The following is a 19,854-nucleotide window of genomic DNA, read 5'->3' on the forward strand; positions in this document are numbered from 1 at the left end:
GTTCCTCCTGGAGGGTACGTGCGGGGTGCGGGTCATGCCCGCTCCTCGTCGGTGACGACGGGGGCGAGGACCACGGGGAGTTCGGCGGACGAGCCGGCGGAGCGCCATTCGGACGCCAGCCGCCCGCTGCCGAAGGCCGCGTCGTCGCGGCCCAGTTCGGCGGTGAGGTGCTTGACCACCGCCTTGCCGGAGTCGGCGTTGGTCAGCGCGACGAAACCGGTACCGCTGTGGAGCCGGCTGATCGCCATGTTCCAGTAGCCCGAGGGCTCGCCCCCGTGGCCGAACTCCAGGTCGTCGCCACTGTCGTCGACGATCGTGCCGAGCCCGTAGAACGTGCCGGTCTCGCCCGCCAGCAGCTCTCGGGCGAGGGCCTGCGGCACCAGGGCGCCCGGCGCTCCGAGCAGCGCGTCCCGCACGGCGACCACGAACCGGGCGGTGTCGGCCGCGGTCGTCCACAGGCCGGCCGCCGCCAGGTGGGCACGGGTGCGCCAGCCGCCCTTGAGGGGAGCGCCGTGGGCGTCGTGGCCGAGGGCCACGGGGAGCCCGGAGGTGCGCGGATGGTCCTGGTCGAAGCTGGTGTCGGCGAGGCCGAGCGGGTCCAGCACCAGACGCCGCATGAGCGACTCGAACTCCTCGCCCGTGACGTCCTCCAGCACCTGCTGGAGCACCCAGTAGTGCGTACTGCTCTTGCGGAACGTGGCGTCGGGCGGCAGTTCGCGGCGCACCGGCGAGGTGACCGCAGGCGGCCTGCCCGTCAGCAGGTCGAGGAGACTCGGCACGGGCTCGCCGGGACGGAACCCGACACTGCGCTGGCGGGCGAGGCCGGCGCGGTGCCCGAGCAGCATGCGCGGGGTCACCGGTCCGGGGGCCTCGGGGGCGTCGGCCAGGTGCCAGGACGTCAGATACGTCTCGATGTCCGAGTCGAGGTCGAGCAGGCCCTGGTCCACCAGGCGCAGCACGGCCAGCGCGGTCACGTGCTTGCTGACGGAGCCGACCTGGAAGAGGGTCCGCGCCGTCACCGGCTCGCTTCCGCCCGCGGCCAGCACGCCGTGGCCTTCCACGGCCGCGACCGCGCCGTCCCGCAGAACGGCCAGGGCGACGCCGGGCACCCGGTGGTCGGCCATGACGGCGTCGATCCCGGCCTCGTGCGCGCTCGGTCCGTCCGGGCCGGCCGTGGTGCCGCCCTGCGCCGACGTCACCGCCGCGATCAGCGCGGCGGCCTCCGCCTGCGCCCCGGTCGCCAACGCGGCCGGATCGCCCGCCGCGGCCTGCTGCAGCAAACGGGTCAGCAGTTCGGCGGGGACCTCGACGGTGGCGGACCGACCGTCGGCTCCGCTCCCGCCAGGAAACTCACCGCCCGACCCGATGCCCGTCCCAGCCGACCCGACGCCCGTCCCGGCCGACCCGCCGTGGCCGCCGCCCGGAACGCCCTGTCCGGCCGCGGTGAGGTTGCTCCCGGGCGCGTCCTGCGCCCGCGCGTCCGCGTCGACCGCTGCCGCCAGTTCGATCAGGGTGTCGTGCTGGTACATGCGGTAGATCGATACGGCCAGTCCGGCCGCGCGGGCCGCCGCCAGGACCTTGATCATCAGCAGCGAGTGGCCGCCGAGGTCGAAGAAGCGGTCGTGGACGCCGATCTGGTCGACGCCGAGGACACCGGACCAGATGGCGGCCAAAGCCTTCTCCGTGGGCGTACGCGGCGGCACATGGTCCGTGCCGGTGCGCAGCGCTCCCCGGTCGGGCACGGGCAGGGCGCGGCGGTCGACCTTTCCGTTGGGGTTGAGCGGCAGCGCCTCCAGCGCCACGAAGGCCGCAGGGACCATGTAGTCCGGCAGGCGCACCGCGCAGTGCCCGGCCAGCTCCTCCGCGGCGGGCTCAGCGGAGCCCGTCGTCGCCGTCCAGTACGCGACCAGGCGGCGGTCACCGGGAACCGGTTCATGGACGGAGACGAACGCCTCGCGGACGGCGGGGTGTTCGGCCAACACGGTCTGGATCTCCCCGAGTTCGACCCGATAGCCGCGGATCTTGACCTGGTCGTCGATCCGCCCCAGGAACTCGATGTTCCCGTCCGGCAGCTGCCGCACCAGGTCACCGGTGCGGTACATCCGCGCACCCGCATCGACACCGTACGGATCCGGCAGGAACCGCTCCGCCGTCAGATCCGGACGCCCCGCATAACCACGCGCCACACCGGTACCGCCGACGTACAACTCGCCCGCGACCCCGACCGGCACCGGCTCCAGCGCCGCATCCAGCACATACGTCCGCATGTTCGGCAACGGCCGGCCGATCGGGACGACCTCGCGCCCCACCGGTTCCCGCACCGGAAAGACAGTGGAGCCCACCGACGCCTCCGTCGGACCGTACTCGTTGACCAGCCGTCCGGGGCCGAGGATTCCCAGCGACCGGTCGGCGGTGGTGCCGGGCAGCGCCTCGCCGGCGACCACCGTCACCGCGGAGAGTTCGTCCGCCTGCTCGGTGGTGAGCTGTGCGGCGAGCAGCTCCAGGTGTCCGGGCGTCAGCTTCACGAAGCTGTAGGGCGCGCCGGCCAGCAGCGCACGGCCCAGCTCCGCGGGCGCCGTGTCCTGTGCCACCGTGAACACCCGCTGCCCGGTGATAAGCGGTCCCCACAGGTTCGGGACGACCAGGTCGAAGGCGACCGAGGAGAACAGCGGAGCACCGCCCGTGCCCCGGGAGGCCAGCTCACGCGCCGCCCACGCCACATGGTTCGCCAGGCCCCGGTGAGGAACCTCCACGCCCTTGGGGACGCCCGTCGAACCGGAGGTGAAGACGACGTACGCCAGCCCGTCCGGGTCATCCGGGCGCACCGGCGCCGTCGCCGGCAGGGCGCTGACGTCCTCGTCGGCGAGCAGCACCGTGACACCACGGAACCGGTCCGCGTACGCCTCGGCCGTGACCGCCAGCCGGGCGCCCGAGGTCTCCACGAGTGAGGCGACGCGCTCCGCGGGATAGGCCGGGTCGACCGGCACGTACGCTCCGCCCGCCTTCCACACCGCGAGCAGGGTCGCGATCAGGGCGGGACCCCGGTCCAGCTGGACCGCGACCCGGGTCTCCGCGCCGACACCCCGGGCCCGCAGGGCGTGGGCGAGCCGGTTGGCCCGGGCGTCCAGCTCCGCGTACGTCAGGGTCTCGGCGCCGAGGGTCACGGCCGGGGCGCCCGGGACACGGGCGGCCTGCTCCTCGAACCGCTGGAGCACGGAGGCGGACCCTTGCTCGCAGGCCGTGTCGTTCCACTCCGCCAACTGCCGCTCGCGCTCCTCGGCCGGCAGCGGCGCGATGCGGGCGTCGCCCGCGGGGTCCTGCGCCATCGCGGACAGCACCGCCGCGTACAGGGCGGTCAGCCGGTCCGTGTTCGCGCGGGACAGGGCGTGGGTGTGCGTGGTCAGCAGGAGGTATCCGGAGACCGCCGACACCGCGAGGTCGAACTCGGTCGCGCCCTCGGCGGAGCTGCCGCCGACGTCGACCCGTTCGGTGTCGACGTGGTCGAAGTCCTGGTAGCTGAAGCGGACGTCGAGCAGGCGCTCCGCCCCGGCGTCGCGCTGGATCGCGGGCATCGGGTAGCGGCGGTGTTCCCACATGCCCGCCTCGTGGGCGAAGACCTCGCGGACGAGGTCCTCCCAGGTGCGGTCGCGGTCCGCGTCGAAGGCGAACGGCAGGGTGTTGAGGTACATGCCGTAGACCCGGTCGGCGCCCGGTGCCTCGGGGCGGGCGCTGAAGACAAGGCCCGAGTGGAAGCGTCTCTCCTCGGTGAGCAGGCTCAGCACCTTCAGGTGCGCGGCGAGCAGCACGCTCTTGACCGAGACCCGGGCCCGTGCCGCCAGGGCGCGCAGCCCCGGCTCGAACTCCCGCAGCTCCACCGCGGACCGGTACCGCTCGCGCCCGGCGGTGCGGTCGCCGGCCCAGGCGGCCGGCAGGCGGAAGCGCGCGTACCCGCCGGTGATCCCCGTCCAGTACGCCCGGTCCCGCTCGGACTCCAGGGAGCGCAGCTCGGCGGCGACGAAGTCCGCGTACCGCACAGGGGATGTGGGCGGCGAGGGGGGCTCTCCGCCCACGCGCAGGCTTCGGTACGCGTCGAGCAGTTCCATGAGCAGGGCCCGGTGGCTCCAGCCCTCGGTGACGGCATGGCAGACGGTCACACCGAGCCGCCAGCCGGCGTCCTCGATGTGCGCGGTCATCCGCAGCAGCGGCGCCTGCTCCAGGTCGAACAGGTCGGCGCGCTCCCGGACGAGGAACTCCTCGACCGCGCCGCGCCGCCCGGCCTCGTCCAGACCCCGCAGGTCCTGGACGGTCACCGGGATCGCGGCTTCGGCGTGCACCACCTGCAGCGGCCCGCTGTAGCCCTCCAGGTGGAGGGAGGTCCGCAGCATCTCGTGCCGGGCCGCGATCACCCGGGCGGCGGCGTGCAGCGCCTCGGCCGAGAACGGCTCCGGCTCCGTGATCCGGAACGACGACACGTTGTGGTACGCGTGCTTGGTGTCGTCGGCCAGCATCTCCAGGACCATGCCGAGCTGCACCTGGGTCAGCGGATAGGCATCCACCGCGTCCTCCGGCAGCCGTTCCCGGTCCTCGGCCGCGATCAGTGCGAACCGTTCGACGGGCGTGTCGACCTCCGTGCGGGCGGGCCGCCCGGTGAGGAACTCGCTGAGCTCGGCGACCGTGCGGTGCTCGAAGACATCGCGCACGCCGACGTCGTACCCGGCCGAACGCAGCGCCCCGACGAGGGCGACGGCGCGGATCGAGTGTCCGCCGATCTCGAAGAAGCCGTCCTCGACGCCGACTCGCTCCAGGCCCAGCACCTGGGCCCACACCTCGGCGATCCGCTCCTCGGTCACCGTGCGCGGGGCGATGTATCCGTCCGCCGTCTCCTCGCCGGCCTCCGGGGCGGGCAGGGCGCGGCGGTCGACCTTTCCGTTGGCGTTGAGCGGTAGCGCCTCCAGGGCGACCAGGGCCGCGGGCACCATGTAGTCGGGCAGGCGGTCGGCCAGGTGCGCACGGACCGTGTTCGCGGACGCCTCGGCCGGCGCGTAGTACCCGGTCAGCTCGCCTTCGTGGGTCGTCACGAACGCCTCGCGGACGGCGGGGTGTTCGGCCAACACGGTCTGGATCTCCCCGAGTTCGACCCGATAGCCGCGGATCTTGACCTGGTCGTCGATCCGCCCCAGGAACTCGATGTTCCCGTCCGGCAGCTGCCGCACCAGGTCACCGGTGCGGTACATCCGCGCACCCGCATCGACACCGTACGGATCCGGCAGGAACCGCTCCGCCGTCAGATCCGGACGCCCCGCATAACCACGCGCCACACCGGTACCGCCGACGTACAACTCGCCCGCGACCCCGACCGGCACCGGCTCCAGCGCCGCATCCAGCACATACGTCCGCATGTTCGGCAACGGCCGGCCGATCGGCAGGACCTCGGCGTCGGTGTCCGTGGGGACGGGGAAGACGGTGGAGCCCACCGATGCCTCCGTCGGACCGTACTCGTTGATCAGCACCGCGTCGGGCTCGAGCGCGCGCCAGCGCTCCAGCGTGGCCCGGGTGAACGCCTCGCCGGCCACGACCAGGACCGGGGCGAGCGCGGCCGCCTGTTCGGCCGTGAGCTGCCGGGCCAGCACGTCCAGGTGTCCGGGGGTGAGCTTGACGAAGCTGTAGGGGCCGGCGGCGGCCAGGTGCTGCCCCAGGTCGGCCAGGTCGACGTCCTGTCCGACCATGTGCACGGTCTGGCCCACGACAAGCGGGGCCCACAGGTTCGGGACGACCAGGTCAAAGGCGACCGAGGAGAACAGCGGAGCACCGCCCGTGCCCCGGGAGGCCAGCTCGCGCGCCGCCCACGCCACATGGTTCGCCAGGCCCCGGTGAGGAACCTCCACGCCCTTGGGGACGCCCGTCGAACCGGAGGTGAAGACGACGTACGCCAGCCCGTCCGGGTCATCCGGGCGCACCGGCGCCGTCGCCGGCAGGGCGGCCAGGGCCTCGGCGTCCGGGAGCTCGGTCAGGGTCAGCACGGCCGCGGCGGCCTCGCGCATGGCGGCGACGCGCGCCACCGGGTAGGACGGGTCGATCGGCACGTACGCTCCGCCCGCCTTCCACACCGCGAGCAGTGCGATGAGCAGGTCGGGCCCGCGGTCGAGCCGGACCAGGACGCGGGACTCCGCCGTCACGCCGAGGCCGCGCAGATGATGGGCCAGCCGGTTGGCGCGGGCGTCCAGTTCGGCGTAGGAGACGGTGGCACCGGAGTGCTCGACGGCGACGGCGTCCGGGGTACGGGCAGCCTGTTCCTCGAAGCGCTGGAGCACGGAGGCGGACCCTTGCTCGTCCGCCGTGTCGTTCCACTCCACCAACTGCCGGTGCCGTTCGCCCTCCGGCAGGAACGAGGTCCGCGCGTCGCCCTCCGGGTCCGCGGCCATCGCCTCCAGGACCCGGCGCAGCATGTGCGCCAGGCGGTCGGTGCCGGACCGGCTCAGGGTCCGCGGGGCGGCGGTGAGGACGAGGTGGCCGATGCGGGCCGACACGCCGAGCGAGAACTCCGTGGGGCTGTCGTCGATGCTGGCCAGGTAGTCGACCTGATCGTGGTCGACCTGGTCGAAGTCGTGGTAGCTGAACCGGATGTCGACCAGCCGCTCGCCGTCGGCGAGTTCACGCTGGATGACCGGCATCGGGTAGGCGCGGTGCGGCCACAGTTCCACTTCACGGGCGAACACGCCGGCGACCAGCTCGCGCCAGGTGCCGGCCGAGCGGTCGTACGCGAAGGGCAGCGTGTTCAGGTGCATGCCGTAGACCCGGTCGGCGCCGAGCACCTCGGGCCGGGCGTTGCACACCAGACCGGTGAAGAAGCGCTCCTCCTCCGTGAGCATGCTGAGCGTCTTGAGGTGTGCCGCGTGCAGCACGCTCTTGAAGGACGCGCCCGCCTTGGAGGCCAGGGCGCGCAACCGGTCCTCCAGGTCGTGGAAGGGCACGGGCGCACGGTGGGGGGCGCCGGTGTCGTCCGGGTCGCCGCGCCATGGGGCGGGCACGGTCAGCCGCGCGTGGCCGTCGACGACCGACTGCCAGTAGGCGCGCGACTCCTCGGAGGCGAGGGCGTCCAGCTCCGCGGCGACGAAGTCGGCGAACCGGACGGCGGGACGCGGGGACCCGGCGGCCTCCCGGCCGTCGCGGATACGGCCGTACTCCTCCAGAATCTCCATGAGGAGGGAGTGGTGGCTCCAGCCGTCCAGGATCGCGTGGAACTCGGTGACGGTGAGCCACCAGCTGGCGTCGCCCGCCACGTGTGCGCTCAGGCGCAGCACCGGCGGCACGGCCAGGTCGAAGGGCTCGGCGCGCTCCTGCCGGACGAACTCCCCCAGATCAGCGAGGAGTTCGTCCTTCGACAGATGTGAGACGTCATGGACGGCCACCGGCAGCTCGGCCGTCGCGTGCACCAGCTGCATCGGCACGGAGTACCCGGTGAGGGCGAACGAGGTGCGCAGCACGTCGTGGCGGGCCGTGATCACCGCGGCGGCCGCGCGCAGCGCCTCGGCGGAGAAAGGCCGGTCGTCACGGATCCGGAACGACGTGGCGTTGTGGTAGGGGCGCCGGCCGTCGTCGGTCAGCATCTCGACGGCCATGCCGAGCTGTACCTGCGACAGCGGGTACGCGTCGACGACCCCCTCGGGCACCCGGGCCATGTCCTCGGCCGTGATCGACGCGAACGGCGCGACCGTGCGGTCCGCGTCGGCCGGCGCCGGACGCCCGGTGACCAGCTCGGCGATCCGGGCGACCGTGCGGTACTCGAACACATCCCGTACGGCGAGGTCGTAGCCGATGGCCCGCAGCCGCCCCACCAGGGTGACGGCACGGATGGAGTGCCCGCCCAGGTCGAAGAAGCCGTCCTCGACACCGACCCGTTCCAGGCCCAGGACGTCCGCCCACACGGCGGCGATACGCTCCTCGGCGACCGTGCGCGGGGCGACGAAGTCCGCCGCCCCCAGGGCGTCCTGGCCGGGGGCGGGCAGGGCCCGCTTGTCGAGCTTGCCGTTGGTGGTCAACGGCAGTGCGTCCAGCGCGACGAACGCCGCCGGAACCATGTACTCGGGCAGCTGACCCGTCAGGCGGGAGCGGAGCTCCCCCGGATCCGGGATGTCCTCGCCAGCCGGGGTCACGTACGCGACGAGCCGCTTGTCGCCGGGCGTGTCCTCGCGGACCAGCACGACCGCGTCCCGCACGCGCGGGTGGGCGGCCAGGGCGGCCTCGATCTCGCCGAGCTCGATGCGGAAGCCGCGGATCTTGACCTGGTCGTCGATGCGGCCGAGGAACTCCAGGCTGCCGTCGGCCAGCCGGCGGGCCAGGTCACCGCTTCGGTACAGGCGGGACCCGGGCGGTCCGAACGGGTCGGGCACGAACCGCTCGGCGGTCTGGCGCGGCTGGTTGAGGTAACCGCGGGCCACTCCGGCGCCGCCGACGCAGATCTCGCCGGGCACGCCCAGCGGCACCAGACGGCCCTCCTGGTCCAGCAGGACGACCCGCAGGTCGTCCAGCGGGTGCCCGACCGGGTTGCCCGCCTGCGGATCCAGATCCCGCTCCGTGAGGCGGCGGTAGGTGGTGTGGACGGTGGTCTCGGTGATCCCGTACATGTTGACCAGGGCGGTCCGGTCGAGGCCGAACCGGTCAGCCCACGGCCGCAGTTCGGAGACCTCCAGCTTCTCGCCGCCGAAGACGACCGCGCGCAGGGCCAGGTCCGCGTCGGTGCCGACCAGCGCGCGGAAAGCGGTGGGCGTCTGGTTGAGGAACGTGACCCGTTCGCGCACCAGCAGGCCGAGGAACTCCTCGGGGGAACGCGCGACGGAGTCCGGGACGACGATCAGACGCCCGCCGTACAGCAGGGCTCCCCACATCTCCCAGACGGAGAAGTCGAAGGCATAGCTGTGGAACAGCGTCCACACGTCGGCCGCGTCGAAGGCGAAGTGCTCGCGGCCGCGGTCCATGAGACGGACCACGTTGCCGTGGGTGAGCGCGACCCCCTTCGGCCGGCCGGTCGAACCCGAGGTGTAGATCGTGTAGATCAGGTTCTCCGGGCTGCCCGCGACCGCCGGGTCGGTGTCGGGCTTCCCCGCGATCAGCTCTGCGTCCGCGTCGAGCAGCAGCAGGTCCGAGTCGAACAGCTCGGCGTGGGCGCGGGTGGTGACGACGACCGGTGCCTGGGCGTCCCGCACGATGTAGGCGATCCGGTCCGCGGGGTTTGCCGGGTCCAAGGGGAGATAAGCGGCCCCGGACTTCAGGATGCCGAGCAGTGCGGGGATCAGGTCGGTGCCGCGCTCCAGGCTCAGGCCGACCAGGGTCTCCGGGCCGGCTCCCCTGGCGATCAGGGCGTGCGCTATGCGGTTGGCGCGCGCGTTGAGTTCGGCGTACGTCAGATCCGTGCCGGCGTAGGAGACGGCGACGCGGTCCGGGGTGCGCGCGACCTGCGCCTCGAACAGCTCGTGCACCCGGTGGGTCACCGGACGCGGCTGCCGGGGTGGGCCGGTCAGCAGGGCCCGCTCCGTCTCGCCGATGATCTCCAGCGCGGACAGCGGCGTACCGGGGTCGGCGACGATGCTCGTGAGCAGTCGCAGCAGATGACCGCGGAGCCGCTCCACCGTCGTGCGGTCGAACAGCGCCGTCGCGTATTCCAGGTGACCGCCGAGCGAGCCGTCCGCGCCCTCTCGCAGCTGCAGGTCCAGGTCGAACTTCGCGAACCGGCCCGAGCCCTCGAACGGCGACACCTCGATGCCGGGTAGGTCGAACGTCGCGCTCCGGTCGCCGTGCATGGTGAACGCGACCTGGAACAGCGGGGTGCGCGACAGGTCGCGTTCCGGGGCGAGCGCCTCCACGACCTGGGCGAAGGCCACGTCCTGGTGGTCGTACGCGTCCAGCACCGTGGTGCGAGTGCGGGCCAGCAGCTCGGTGAACGCCGGGTCGCCGGAGAGGTCGCCGCGCAGGACCAGGCTGTTGATTCCGTAGCCGATCACTCGCTGGAGCTCGGGGCGGCCGCGGCCGGAGACCACCGTGCCGACCGCGATGTCCGAGCGGCCCGTGTAGCGGGCGAGCAAGGTCTGGAACGCGGCCAGGAACAGCATGAACAGCGTGCTGTCGTGGGCGGCGGCGAGGTCGCGCAGCCGGTTCGCGAGCGCCTCGGGCACGTCGAACGGCACGGCGTCCCCGGCGCCGTCGCGCACCGCCGGACGTGACCGGTCGGCGGGCAGGTCCAGCGGCGCGAGTCCGGCCAGCCGCTCGGTCCAGTGCCCGAGGTGACGCGCGATCACGTCGTTGGTCATCGTCGAGCGCTGCCAGGCCGCGAAGTCGGCGTACTGCAGGTCGAGGGGGGCCGGGGTCGCGCCCGAGTACAGTTCACCCAGCTCCTGGCCGAAGAGTTCGGCGGACCAGGCGTCGCAGGCGATGTGGTGGAACACCACGGCGAGCACGTGCTCGCCGGGGGCGATCCGGATCAGCCGGCCGCGCACCGGCCAGTCGCGGCCGAGGTCGAACGTCCGGGCCAGGTCGGCCTCGACCAGGGCGCGCACGGCGTCGTCGCCGGCCGCCGCCGAGTGTTCCAGGGGCAGCGGCGCCGGGGCGTCGACGACCTGGACCGGCTCGTCGCCGTCGAGGACGTAGCGGGTGCGCAGGATCTCGTGCCGCTCCAGCACCCCCTGCCAGGCCCGTTCCAGCGCCTCGGGGTCCAGTGCGCCGCGCAGCCTGAGGACCAGCGGCACCAGGTACTCGGGGCTGTCGGGCTCCAGTCGGCTGAGGAACCACATCTGCTGCTGGCCGTGCGACAGCGGGAGCGGGACGTCCCGGTCGGCGCGGGGAATCCCGGTCCGGCGCCCGGCGGCGCTTCGGTGGCCGGCGAGTCGCCGGCGCAGCAGCTCGGCTCGGAGCGCGTCGGCATCCGTGCCCGAGTCGACGTGCTTCTCCATGTCCCCGGTGCTCATGCCTGGTGCTCCTTGGTCGGCGGGGTGAGGTCGGCCGTGGCAAGGGGGCCGACGGCGTTCAGCAGGTCGTCGTCGGAGAGCGCGGCCACCTCGGCCGTGATGCGCTCCTCGACCGTGGCCGCCAGCTGGGCGACCGTCGGGCCCTCGAAGACGGTGCGGACGGCGAAGTCGATCCCGAACTCCTGCTGGATGTGCGAGATCAGGCGGATCGCGAGGATCGAGTTGCCGCCGATGTGGAAGAAGTTGTCCTGGGCCGAGGCCCGGACGCCGAGCAGTTCGTGCCAGATCTGGGCGATGCGCTCCTCGACGGGCCCGCTGGGCGGGACGTACGCCCCGTCGGTGGCTGATGCGGGCTCCGGCAGGGCCCTGCGGTCCACCTTGCCGTTGGCGTTGACGGGCAGGGCCGCCAGGGCGGTGAAGGTCGCCGGGATCATGTACTCGGGCAGCCGTCCCGCGCAGTGCGCGGCGAGGTCGGGCAGCGGGGCGCCCGGCTCGGCCGGCACGGCGTAGCAGGCCAGCGCGGGTTCGCCGGCGGCGGGCCGGTGGACGGTGACCACGGCCTCGCGCACGCCGGGGTGCTGCTCCACCACGGCCCGGATCTCGCCGGGTTCGACGCGGTAGCCGCGGATCTTGACCTGGTCGTCGAGACGCCCGAGGAAGGCGACGTTCCCGTCCGGCAGCCGGCGGACCAGGTCCCCGGTGCGATAGAGGCGGGCGCCGGGCCGGCCGCCGTAGGGGTCGGGGACGAACCGCTCGGCCGTGAGGTCGGGGCGGCCCGTGTAACCGCGGGCCACGCCGGTGCCGCCGACGTACAGTTCGCCCGCGACCCCGACCGGGACCGGCCGCAGGCCCGGGTCCAGGACGTACATGGTCATGCCGGGCAGGGGCCGGCCGATCGGCAGCACGTCGGGGACCGGCACCTCCTCGTCCTGCGGCACCGGGTAGACGCTGGTGCCGACGGAGGCCTCGGTCGGGCCGTACTCGTTGATCAGCAGCATGTCCGGGGCCAGCTCCCGCCAGCGCTCCAGCGCGGCTCGGGTGAACGGCTCGCCCGCCACCACCGTGAGCGGGGTCAGCGCGCTCGCCTGGGCCGGGGAGAGCTGGTGCGCCAGGATGTCCAGGTGGCCCGGCGTCAGCTTCAGGAAGCTGAACGGGGCGGCCTCCGCCAAGCGCTTGCCGAGCTCGGACATGTCGGTGTCCTGCGGCAGCAGGAACAGCCGCTGTCCGGTGACCAGCGGTGCCCACAGGTTGGGGACGACCAGGTCGAAGGCGACGGAGGAGAACAGCGCGCCGCCGCCGTAGTCCTGGCCGGCCAGTTCGCGCGCGGCCCACGTCACGTGGTTGGCCAGACTCCGGTGGCCGACCTCGACGCCCTTGGGAACGCCGGTCGAGCCGGAGGTGAACACGACGTACGCGAGCCGCTCCACGACCCTGACCCGGGCGGGCGCGGCGCCGGAGCGCGCGGCGATCTCGTCGGCGTCCGTGTCCACGCACACCACGCGCGTCCCGGGTGCGGAGAACCGCTGCGCGTAGGCGGCGGACGTCACCACCGTGCGCACCCTGGCCGCGTCGCAGATCGCGGCGATGCGCTCCGCCGGGTACGAGGGGTCGATCGGCACATAGGCACCGCTCGCCTTCCACACCGCGAGCAGCGCGGTGACCAGGTCCGGCCCCCGGTCCAGCAGCACCGCGACCCGTGACTCGGCGCCCACGCACCTGGTGCGCAGGTGCTGTGCGAGCCGGTTGGCGGCGGTGTCCAGTTCGCCGTAGCCGACGGTGCGCCCGCCGAAGGCCAGCGCGACGCGCTCCGGACCGCTGCGGGCACAGTCCTCGAACAGGTCCAGGACGGTCTGGTCGCCGGGGAACGGCGGGGCGTCGTTCCCGTCGGCGAGCAGCCGGCGGGACTCCTCCTCCCCGAGCAGGTCGACGGCGCCGAGCGCCCGGCCGGGGTGGCGCGCGACCTGGTCGAGGAGGGTGAGGAAGTGGCCGGCCATGCGCTCCACGGTGGCGCGTTCGAACAGCGAGGCGGCGTACTCCAGAACACCGTCCAGGGCGCCCTCGGGGGTCTGTCGCATGAACAGCGACAAATCGGTCTTGGCCACCTGCCAGGCCTCGGTGAACGCGGCCAGGTCGGCGTCGTGCGTGACGATGCTGGTCACGCCCTCGCTGTGCAGGTCGAAGGCGACCTGGTAGAGCGGCGTGCGGGACAGGTCGCGCTCGGGCTGCAGTTCGTCGACGAGCCGCTCGAAGGGCAGCTCCTGGTGGACGAAGGCCGCACGGGCTGTGTCCCTGACCCGTTCCAGGGCCTCGGCGAAGCTCAGTTCGGCGGTCAGACCGCAGCGCACCACCAGGGAGTTCAGGAAGAAGCCGACCATGTGCTCGGTCTCGGGCCGGGTGCGGCCGGCCACCGGGGTGCCGACCGGCACGTCCCACTGACCGGTGTAGCGGGCCACGAGCGTGGCGTACCCCGTCAGCAGCGTCATGAACGGCGTCGCGCCGTGCGCGCGGCCCAGCTCGGTCAGGGCCGCGGCGGTACTTGCCGGGACCCGGAACGGCACGACCGCTCCGCGCGGGTCGCGGATCGCGGGCCGGGGGCGGTCGGCGGGCAGGTCGACGGGGGCGATGCCGTCGAGGGCGGCCCGCCAGTGGGCCAGCTCGCGTTCGACGGTCTCCTCGGTGAGCCGGGCGTGCTGCCAGGCACCGTAGTCCGCGTACTGCACGGCCAGGGCGGGCAGTTCGGGCTGCCGCCTGACCAGGTGGGCCGCGCAGAGTTCACGCAGCTCGCGCTCAAGCAGCACCGTCGACCACCCGTCGCAGGTGATGTGGTGCAGCGTCAGCAGCAGCAGGTGGTCCTCGCCGGACAGCCGCACCAGCAGCGCCCGCCACAGCGGCCCCTCGGCCAGGTCGAAGCCACGCCCGAACTGCTCCCCGAAGAGCGCGGGCACCTCCTCGCGGGTGGCTTCCGCCACCCGCAGTTCGACACCGGTGGTGCCCGGTGCGTCGATGACCTGGCGCACCTCGCCGCCCTCGGCGACGTAGCGCGTGCGCAGCGGCTCGTGCCGGGCGGCCAGGGCGTCCAGGGCGCCGCTCACGTCCGCGGGCTCCAGCTCGGCGGGCAGCCGCAGGAAGAGCGGGGCGACCCACTCGGGGCTGCCGGGGTGCATCCGGTCCAGGAACCACAGGCGGCGCTGGCCCGAGGACAGCGGCAGCCGCCCGTCGCGCGGCATCGGACGGATGCCGGCTTCCGCACCGGACGTCGTGCCGGCCCCGACCAGCTTCGCCTGCGCCTCGACCGTGGTGGCGGCGAACAGGCCGCGCAGCGAGATCTTCTCGCCCGAGGCGGCGCGCAGCCGCGCGGCCAGCCGGGTCAGCTGCAGAGAGGTGCCGCCCAGGGCGAAGAAGTCGTCGTGGGCTCCGATCCGCTCCCGGCCGAGCAGGTCCGCCCAGACGCCCGCGACGAGTTCCTCCGCCGCGTCGCGCGGGGCCGCGAAGGCGGGCCGGTGCTCGGCGGCGATCTCCTCCGCGCTCGGCAGCGCGGCCCGATCGACCTTGCCGCTGGGCAGCAGCGGGAAGGCGTCGAGGAGGTGGAAGTAGGCGGGCACATGGCTGTCCGGCAGCCGCCCGGCCAGGAAGACGCGCAGGTCGGCGCTGTCCACGGCGGCACTCGCGGTCAGGTGTGCGGCCAGCCGCGTGCCGCCGTCCTCGGCCCGGTGTGCCGTGACCACGGCGCCGGTGACGGACGGGTAGGCAACGAGGACGGCCTCGATCTCACCGGGTTCGATCCGGACGCCGTTCACCTTCACCTGGTGGTCGAGGCGCCCGAGGTACTCGAGGGTGCGGTCGGCGCGCCAGCGCACCTGGTCGCCGGTGCGGTAGAGGCGGGCGCCCGGCTCGGTGGCGTAGGGGTCGGGGACGAACCGTTCGGCGGTCAGGTCGGGGCGGCCGGCGTAGCCGCGGGCGACACCGGTGCCGCCGACGTACAGCTCGCCGGGGACACCGACCGGCACGGGGGCGCCGTTCTGGTCGAGCACGAGCACCCGCAGGCCGGGGATGGGACGGCCGATGGGCACCGGTCCGGTCGTCGGGGCGGTGTCGACGAGCTGTGCGGTGACGTCGATGGAGCACTCGGTCGGGCCGTAGGTGTTCCAGACCTCCAGGTCCGCGCCGGCCCGCTCCCGCAGCCGCGCGACGAGCTCCGCGTGCAGGGCCTCGCCCGCGGAGAAAAGCAGCCGCAGCGATCCGCATCGGCCCCAGTCGCCCGCGCCGTTCGCGGCGTCCTGGGGGGTCTCCTCGACGAGCAGGCGCAGCACGGAGGGTACGACCTGCAGCACGGTGACGCCGTGGTCGGCGACCGCGCGCAGCAGTGCGGCCGGGTCGCGCTCGGCGCCCGCCGGGGCGAGCACGACGGTGCCGCCGCTGACCAGGGGGGCGAAGATCTCCCACCCGGCGGCGTCGAAGGCGATGGTGGTCTTCTGCAGCACGCGGTCCGCGGTGCCGAGCGCATGGCGCTCCACGGTCCAGCCGATCCGGTTGGCGATACCCGCGTGGGTGACGGCGACGGCCTTGGGCCTTCCGGTGGAGCCCGAGGTGAAGATGGCGTACGCGACCTGGTCCGGGTCGACGGCGGGCAACGGCGCGGAGGCCTCCGGCTCCGGGACGTCCGACAGCTCCCCGGGGGCGACGCGCCGGGCGCCGGCCTCGGCGACCGCGGCCTCGAGGTCCGGGCCCGCGAGCACCAGGCCCGCCCCGGAGTCCTGGATCAGACCGGACAGGCGCGCCGACGGCTGCGCGGGGTCGAGCGGGACGTAGGCCGCGCCGGCCCGCCAGACGCCCAGCAGTGCGACCACCAGATCGACACCGCGGGGCAGCCCCACCCCGACCAGCGTCTCGGGTCCCGCCCCCAGGTCTCGCAGGCGGCGGGCCAGGCGTACTGAGGCGCGGCCCAGTTCCTCGTACGTCACCGCCCGTTCGCCGTCCACGACGGCAACGGCGTGGGGCGTGCGGAACGCCTGCTCGGCGAAGCGTTCCGGAAGCAGTTCGGCGTTCACGGCAACTCCTGTCAGGGACCTGGGTGTCGGGCGGGCAGCGCGGGCTTCAGACCGCGGAGGACTCGTGCATGCGGCGGCGCAGACTCAGCGGGCGCATGTCGGTCCACACCTCGGCGATCCGGGCCAGGCACTCCTCACGGGTGCCTTCGGTGCCCTCGGCGTGCCAGCCGGCGGGCAGCTCCCGCCCGACGGGCCACAGCGAGTACTGCTCCTCGTCGTTGAACACCACGCGCTGGCGGGGGCCTTCGGTCTGCTCGGCGGTCATGGGAACTCCTTCATGGATACGGTCGGCGGCCGTGGCCGGGCCGCCGCTCGGGGTGGCGGTGCGACGGATCCGCGCCGGGCGCGGCGCCCGGGCGGTGCTCAGGCGGGCAGGAAGTCGTCGACGCGGACGCCCAGACCGCGCCGTTCGGCCTCCTCGCGCACGAACTCGGCCAGCGCCACGTCCAGGACGCCGAGGCCGAACGGGGAGTAGACGACCGGCCGTTGCGGCTCCCGGCGCAGGGTGGCAGTGCCGCGCAGCAGGGCGCCGATCGGGGCGGCGATGAAGTCCCGGTTTCCGGCGGCCTGCTGGGCGAGGTCGAGGGAGGTGCGCTCGCGGCAGACGTGGTCGGCGTCGTCGACCACGTTGACCGCGCCGAGGATCGCCTCGGCGGTCAGATCCCGCAGCGAGACGTGCAGCACGGTGGTGTCGGGACCGCAGGCGGCGAGGTCCATGTGCGGGGTCGCCGCGGTGGTGGCGAGCGCGACCAGCCGGTGCGCGCCGAGCGCGGCGGCCAGGTCGCTCACCGGGCGGGCCTTGACCCCGGGCACCTCCTCGGCGCAGCGGGCCGCGAACGTCTCGGCGCGCGCGGGGTCCGTGTCGTAGAGGGCGGCCTCGCGCAGGTCGGGCAGCGCCGCCGCGAGGAAGCGCAGGATCTCCAGGTTGATCACGCCGCAGCCGATGAGCAGCACGGAGGGCACCGGTCGCGCCGCGGTGAGTTCCGCGGCGGCGAGCGCGGCGCTCGCCGCGGTGCGCCTGGCGGAGATCACCGCCCCCTCGACGAGCGCGACCGGATGCCCGCTCTCCAGGGAGTTGAGCAGGAGGGCGGCGCTGGCCCGCTCGGTCCCGCGGGCCACGTTGCCGGGGAAAGAGGAGATCCACTTCATTCCCGCGGCCGGCCGCTCGCCGCCGCGGTAGGCGGGCAGGCCGATGATGCGGTCGCGGCTGTGGTGTTCCTCGGGGAAGCGCAGGAACACCGAGTGCGGCAGGGACGTCCGCCCTGCGTCGTGCAGCCGGTACGTGTCGGCGACGAGGTCGATGATCTCCGTCTCCCGGCCGGACAGGACGTCCGTCACGTCGGTGCGTCGGAGAATCAGCATGGGGTTACCTCTCTGCGGGACGGGCGGGACGGAGCCTTTATGACGGGCTTGACGACGGCCTTGATGACAGGGAGATGGTGGGTTCCGGCGCTATATGCGCCCTATACGGCCCGTACGCCTCGGCGTCGTACGGCCACGCGCCTCAGGGCGCGTCCGACCCCAGCGCGAGAAGGAACTCCAAGTCGTCCCGGGCGACGAGGACGACGTCGGCCACCCTGGTGGCGGGGGCGTCGAGGGAGACGTCGAGCAGGCGGCTCCAGGTCCGCCCGAACCGCTCGACGGTGGCGGCGTCGAACAGGTCGGTGTTGTAGCGCAGCATCGCCCTGAAGCCGCCGGAGTCCTGAAGGATCTCGGTGGTCAGGTCGAGCTGGCCCTCCTGCTGGGGTACGTCACACAACTCGGCCCGCAGACCGCCGAGCCGTACCGGCCCCTCGTACAGGCCCGCGATCGGCAGCCTGTCGGCGGCGACCAGAGTGCAGGAGATCCGGAACAGAAGGCCGCCCGCCGGGCCGCCCGCCAGCAGTTCGACGGGGTGGCGGGCGTGGGCCAGGCCGGTGCGCAGCTGCCCCTGTGCGGACTCGACGGTCTCCAGCAACGTCGTCGTGGGCGTGAAGCGGCCGGCGACCGGAAGGGCGTTGACGTAGTAGCCGACGGCCTCCCGGGTGCCGGGCGAGAAGCGGGTGGTGACCGGGCAGCCGATGAGGAAGCCGTCGCCGCAGCCGGACCGGTGCAGCGCGGCCTGGAAGGTGCCGAGCAGCCAGGCGAACGGGGTCAGGGAGTGCTGTGCGGAGGTCTCCCGGAGCCGCCGCGTGGTGCGCGGGTCGAGCACCACCTCGTGTGTGGCCCCGTTCAGCGTGCGCTGTTCCGGTCGTGGCCGGTCGGTGGGCAGCGCCGCCGCGTGGAGTCCCTCGCGGACGGCCCGCCAGTACGCGGCCGCCCGGCCTCCGCGCGGTGAGGCCACGTAGTCCCTTTCCGCCCGCACCTGTTCGTCCCAGCCGGTCACCGCTGCGGGTCCGGGCCCCGCGGACTGTCCCGTACGCGCCCCGTACTCGGCAAAGAGGTCACGGACGAGCAGCCACTGCGAGGTGGCGTCGCTGACGATGTGGTGGGTGACCGTGACGAGGACCGCGTCGTCGGCGGCCCGGCGCAGCAGTACCGCGCGGAAGGCTCCCGACCGGTCGAGCCGGAAGGGCTCCCGGCCGGCCTGCCCCGCGAGCCGGAACAGCGCGGCCTCGTCGGCCCCCGGGATCTCGCGCACGTCCAGGCGTACCGTCATGGGCGGTTCGACCAGGCGCACGGGGCCGTCGTCGGTGCCGGGGAAGCGGGAGCGCAGCAGTTCGTGGCGGCCCGCGAGCGCGGTCAGCGCGTCCTGGAGGACGTCGGTGCGGACCCGGTCGCGCAGCCGTACGGCGAGCACGACGTTGTACGCGGAACTGTCCGGGTCCAGTTGGTGGGCAAGCCAGAGCGCCTCCTGCCCCGCCGAGATGAGCATGGAGCGTCAGTCCTTCCACAGGTGCGAGACGTCACCGAAGTTCTCCCGCACCCAGGTGTCCGAGTAGATGGTGTCGAGATAGCGGTCGCCGCCGTCGGGAAAGACGAGGACGCAGTTCGAGCCCTCCGGAATGCGGTGCCTGATCTTCCACAGCGCGGCCACGGTCGCCCCGGACGAACCGCCCGCGAGCACCGCTTCCCGGGCGATGAGCCGTCGGCACGCGACGACGCATTCCAGGTCGGATATGTGCACCACCTCGTCGGCCGCGGAGGAGTCCAGCAGCGGTGGCGCCACCGAGGCACCGTGTCCGGGGATGAGCCGTTGGGTGGACTCCAGCCCGAAGATCGCGCTGCCCATCGCGTCGACGGCCACGACGGTGGTGTTCAGCCCGCGCGCCCGGATGTGGTCGCGGCAGCCGCGCAGGGTGCCGAAGGTGCTGACCGAGCAGAAGAGGTAGTCGACCCGGCCGTCCAGGCTCTCCTCGATCTCCCGCATGGTGGTCTCGTGGGCCTTGGGGTTGAGCAGACTCTCGTACTGGTTGGGCCAGTACGCGTCCGGGATCTGGGCCACGAGCTCCCGCACGCGGCGCAGGCGGACGGGCAGGTACTCACTCGTCTTGTCGTCGCGTTCGGTGACGACCTCGACCTCGGCGCTGAACGCCCTGAGGATGGCGAGGTTCTGCTCGGTGGTCTTGCCGTCCACCACGCAGATGAAGCGCAGACCGAAGTAGCGGCAGATCTGGGCGAGTCCGACGGCCAGATTGCCCGAACTCGACTCGACGATCACGGAGCGACCGGGCTCCACCGCGCCGCTGCGGATCGCGCCGAGCAGCATGCCCAGGGCCGAGCGGTCCTTGATGCTGCCGCCCGGGTTGAATCTCTCGATCTTCCCGAAGACGCGCGAGCCGAAGTGGGGTATCACTCTTTCGAGTCGGACCAGTGGGGTGTTCCCCACGGTCGACAGAATGCCTGGGAACGTCTTCTCGGGCACGGGT

Annotated in this window: 6 protein-coding genes; all 6 read right to left on the reverse strand. The window is 73.3% G+C overall.

Translation table 11 applies throughout. From position 1 onward, the window contains the following. Positions 1 to 32 precede the first annotated feature (32 nt). The gene (locus ACZ63F_RS18095) at positions 33 to 10,958 is read right to left on the reverse strand and encodes an amino acid adenylation domain-containing protein (protein WP_469712131.1); all 10,926 of its coding nucleotides are present in this window, start codon (positions 10,956 to 10,958) and stop codon (positions 33 to 35) included. Then, positions 10,955 to 16,006 carry an amino acid adenylation domain-containing protein gene (locus ACZ63F_RS18100; protein WP_469712132.1) on the reverse strand — a complete coding sequence of 1,684 codons (5,052 nt, stop codon included), beginning with the start codon at positions 16,004 to 16,006 and terminating at the stop codon, positions 10,955 to 10,957. Before ACZ63F_RS18100 ends, ACZ63F_RS18095 begins: the two co-directional genes overlap by 4 nt. 46 nt (positions 16,007 to 16,052) lie before the next feature. Next, positions 16,053 to 16,271 carry an MbtH family protein gene (locus ACZ63F_RS18105; RefSeq protein WP_450755231.1) on the reverse strand — a complete coding sequence of 73 codons (219 nt, stop codon included), beginning with the start codon at positions 16,269 to 16,271 and terminating at the stop codon, positions 16,053 to 16,055. Between the two features lie 98 nt (positions 16,272 to 16,369). Next, complete coding sequence (gene sbnB, locus ACZ63F_RS18110) at positions 16,370 to 17,368, reverse strand: 2,3-diaminopropionate biosynthesis protein SbnB (RefSeq protein WP_450755230.1); 999 nt, start codon at positions 17,366 to 17,368, stop codon at positions 16,370 to 16,372. Between the two features lie 142 nt (positions 17,369 to 17,510). Then, the gene (locus ACZ63F_RS18115) at positions 17,511 to 18,860 is read right to left on the reverse strand and encodes a condensation domain-containing protein (RefSeq protein ID WP_469712133.1); all 1,350 of its coding nucleotides are present in this window, start codon (positions 18,858 to 18,860) and stop codon (positions 17,511 to 17,513) included. A gap of 6 nt (positions 18,861 to 18,866) precedes the next feature. Next, on the reverse strand, positions 18,867 to 19,850 hold the full coding sequence (gene sbnA / locus ACZ63F_RS18120) for a 2,3-diaminopropionate biosynthesis protein SbnA (protein WP_469712134.1): 984 nt from the start codon (positions 19,848 to 19,850) through the stop codon (positions 18,867 to 18,869). Positions 19,851 to 19,854 lie beyond the last annotated feature (4 nt).

This window comes from Streptomyces sp. NPDC104761 (assembly GCF_055583445.1).